The following is a 3,798-nucleotide window of genomic DNA, read 5'->3' on the forward strand; positions in this document are numbered from 1 at the left end:
CTGCGGGCACGTCTGTCCAGCTGGTTCCAGTGGACTGTCACAGGGTCGACGGGCATTGCCCAATAATCAGCAGGACTCCTGCACATACCGCATTGGCACATGCCTGCATCGGCAACTTGACAATGCCGCTGGCACAGGTGCTGGTCTCGACGTTTGCAGACCACGTGCCCGCTTTACCGGCAGTCGGTCGACGACTGTCTGTGCCCGGATATCTGTGCGGGCAGTCACCATCTCGCCGGCAGGACCCGTATCTTCCATCCCTTTCAATCTCCGGCCATGGCGGACCTCGCGTCCAAGGTGGATGCCACCACCTCCAACGTCCCGCTGAAATGCCGCTTCGTATCAATGTCGTTTTAAGGGACGGATCACGACGCGATGTGTCGAACTCAGGGCGTCATCATGGTCAGATCGGCAATCCGACCTCTGCGATCTGCAGCCCCGGCGCGAAGCGATATGCCATTGCCACGGTATGCCGCTGCGTCCACATAGGTGCGGTGAAGGAAGGTGCCGGGACAGACTGGGTTTTCAGTTGCGATATTGGAGAAACTTATGAAGAAGACCGTCGCACTGGCAATTGCCGCGATATTACTCGGAATCGCATTGCCGTCTTTGGCTGATTATCAATTGCCGGGTGCTCAGCCTTTGTTTACCAGGCTTGGATACAACTACGGGCCGTCGGTGATTACGGACGGAAAAACAAGAAAGTTCTGGTGGTGTGGCTTTGGCCTTGGCCCTTCCGGCTTCACAGATACAATCCAGTATCGCTATCAGGACGTAAGCACGGGGCAATGGTCACCGGTTACACAAGTGATGACGCCGACGCCTGGTACGTGGGATGGCAAGTTTGTCTGTGATCCGTCAGTCATTGCAGGAAGTTTCGTGAATCCAGAAAGCGGAATTTCCTATACGTACGCAATGTACTATACCGCAACAGACTCGGATCAATCCAATAACAGAATCGGCGTTGCTTATTCGAACGATGGAGTCAACTGGGTAAAGTATAGCCAACCCGTTATTCTGCCGCAGCAGATGAACGGCTCGTATGGCGCCGGGCAAGCAGCAACGTACAACTACAATGGTCGGGCGGGAGTGTATGTTTTTTATACCGATACGACGACCGGATTCGGGAATAGGGTGTTTGTCAGAAAAACCGTAGATGGAGTCAATTTTGGGGCTCCCGTGCTTGTTTCGGATGCAAACAACGGCGGCCTTTCCCTCATGTCGAATGCCGACTTCGCATATGACATGGTCTCGCGTTACTTCTATGCAGTGCGGGAAACCATACCCTCACGTCCTGGTGACCGCGAAGTCTTTCAGTTGATGCTGGCGCGAATGCCTGCTGCGGATCTACTCGCGGGAGGAGGTCAATGGGAGGTGCTGGGTTTTGCTAATCCCGCATTAACCGGTTTCTACATGAATCACAATTCCGGAATACTCCGTAACGGCTTTGGTCAGATTAACATTACCTTGCCCAATGTCACAGTCTACTTTGCCGGAGGCACTAACGATCCAGCTACCTGGAATCTTGCTGCCGTTACCTGGCGTCCGACGCCGCTGGCTCTGACGCTCACACGATATTACTCATCCAGCTGCGGCAACGGAGGAACCCCGGAGCGGACTGTTACCGTGGGATATGTTGCACAGAACTGCGGGTACCAGGCCGAGACCGTACTTGGTTACATAGACATGGGGCCGGCCGCGGGCGAGACGCCTTTGTACTCGTGCATGTCGGGCAACGACCAGTTTCTTTCGCGCGACGCCCAATGCGAGGGGCAGACTACATGGGGCATCATGGGCTACCTCTCGGGTTCTTCGGCTGCGGGCACGAAGCCCCTCTACCGTTGCATCACATCCGCTACGGGTGACCATTTCGCGAGTCTCGACCAGAACTGCGAGGGGCAAACGAACGAGTCGTTGCTCGGCTACATCAAGCAAAATCCCTAAGTGTTGAATTGCAGAGATGGGCCCGGCACTCCTCCGGGGAAGCGCGACACTGCTGCGTGCCGTCTTAACGGGACCACATCGGGAGATTCATCATGGAAATCGATTTTCTCGGCATTGATCTTGCCAAGAACGTCTTCCAGCTTCACTGTGCTGAACGTAGCGGGCGCGCGGTGCATCGATCCAAGGTCAGGCGTCGAGCACTGATCGACGTCGCTCAAAAGCTTCGCCCGCGAGTCGTAGCAACGGAGGCTTGCAGTTCAGCTGATCATTGGGCGCATCGCTTTATCGGCATGGGTATCGAGGTTCGCTTGTTAAGCCCTCAATATGTAACGCCGTCCGTGAAAACAAACAAGAACGACCGTAACCATGTGGAGACAATCGCCGAAGCGGCCTCACGTCCGTCAATGCGTTTTGTTGCCGTCAAATCGATTGAACAGCAAAACATTTGGGCCGTGCATCGAATGCGCTCCATCCTGGTGCCCCGTCGTGCCGCGGTCATCAACCAGATAATAGGATGGCTAACGATTATTGCGTTCGTAGCCACGCGTGCAAGCACCGTGGGGTGTTTTCGTCGCTCCGTGAAGCGTGTGGCATGGCATAAGGTGTCTTCCCTCAATAGCACCGACGACCGAGTATGTGCGGTGATTCCCTGCAGGGGCGCAGTTTGAACCGGCGAGAGGCTGCGAGAGGCTCAAGCGGGCGTTTGCGGCGCTGAGTTGCAGCATCCCGGCCGCGCGAATCGTTGTCTCGCCAGCGGTCGGTGCCGACGTGGCGGCTACAAAACAGCACTTTGCCGTGTTCGGGAAAGTGCTCGACTCATCAAGAAATATGAGCTTTCCTCTCATGCGACTTGCGATCCTGGACGATGATTCTGATCAGCTGCAGTTTGCCTGCGACGTACTTGTACCAGCGGGCTACAGTTGCTATTCGTTCCGTGCAGGCAAGGAGCTAATCAACTCACTGAGAAAGGAGACTTACGACCTTGTGATTCTCGACTGGAATTTGGGCGATGTGCCAGGAGTAGACGTGCTGCGCTGGATTCGAGGTAATTGTCCGCCCAATTTGCCGGTGCTGTTTCTTACAATGCGATCAACTTCCCAGGATGTCGTTTACGCTCTGAATGCTGGTGCTGATGATTATTTGATCAAGCCGGTTAATCGGGACGTCTTTCTCGCGCGCGTATCGACGCTGCTACGGCGTTCCCGGATGCGAGAAGCGACGGTGGCACGACTGGAATATAATGAGTTTATGTTCGATCTTAAGGAGGAGAAGGTGTATCGCTGCGGCGAGCATATTCCTTTGTCCCAGAAGGAATTTCAGGTTGCCGTTTTGCTCTTTAGGAACATTGCAAGACCGCTATCCAGGACACAGATGCTTCAAACCGTGTGGAAACATTCCGGCCGCGGGATGATTACACGAACGGTGGATACGCATGTATCGGTGGTGCGGACAAAGTTGCAGTTGCGTCCAGAGAATGGTTACGTGCTCGTTCCCGTATATGGCTACGGTTACCGTCTTGAACATCTGGGCGAAGAACCAGCATGAACCATGCATAAACCAACATAGATGTCACGGGGCATACGCGCATTGGGAGATGAACGCTTTACGCCCCGTCGTTGATCCATCTGGCTTCGAGATGACGGTGCGGATTGATGTCGCAGTGACGCATGGGCCACGCGCAGTGGCAATGAGACTGCAGCCCTCCCTATGGAACTTGGCCCTGCCGGGGCATTGTCAAGTTGCCGATGCAGGCATGTGCCAATGCGGTATGTGCAGGAGTCCTGCTGATTATTGGGCAATGCCCGTCGACCCTGTGACAGTCCACTGGAACCAGCTGGACAGACGTGCCCGCAG

The 3,798-nt window shown here is 55.0% G+C and carries 3 protein-coding genes; all 3 read left to right on the forward strand.

What is annotated here, in order from left to right; translation table 11 throughout:
- Positions 1-549: 549 nt before the first annotated feature.
- The 3 genes from PKKP23_RS33070 to PKKP23_RS33080 all read left to right on the forward strand — a co-directional run bounded on the left by PKKP23_RS33070 (position 550) and on the right by PKKP23_RS33080 (position 3,489).
- The gene (locus PKKP23_RS33070; protein ID WP_126880041.1) at positions 550-1,944 is read left to right on the forward strand and encodes a glycoside hydrolase family protein; all 1,395 of its coding nucleotides are present in this window, start codon (positions 550-552) and stop codon (positions 1,942-1,944) included.
- Positions 1,945-2,036: 92 nt separating this feature from the next.
- The gene (locus tag PKKP23_RS33075) at positions 2,037-2,612 is read left to right on the forward strand and encodes an IS110 family transposase (RefSeq protein ID WP_126880042.1); all 576 of its coding nucleotides are present in this window, start codon (positions 2,037-2,039) and stop codon (positions 2,610-2,612) included.
- A gap of 100 nt (positions 2,613-2,712) precedes the next feature.
- Entirely contained in the window at positions 2,713-3,489 is a 777-nt protein-coding gene (locus PKKP23_RS33080; protein ID WP_240659268.1) for a response regulator transcription factor, read from the forward strand.
- Positions 3,490-3,798: the final 309 nt, after the last annotated feature.

The organism is Paraburkholderia kururiensis JCM 10599 = LMG 19447 (genome assembly GCF_003986935.1).
Lineage (GTDB): Bacteria > Pseudomonadota > Gammaproteobacteria > Burkholderiales > Burkholderiaceae > Paraburkholderia > Paraburkholderia kururiensis.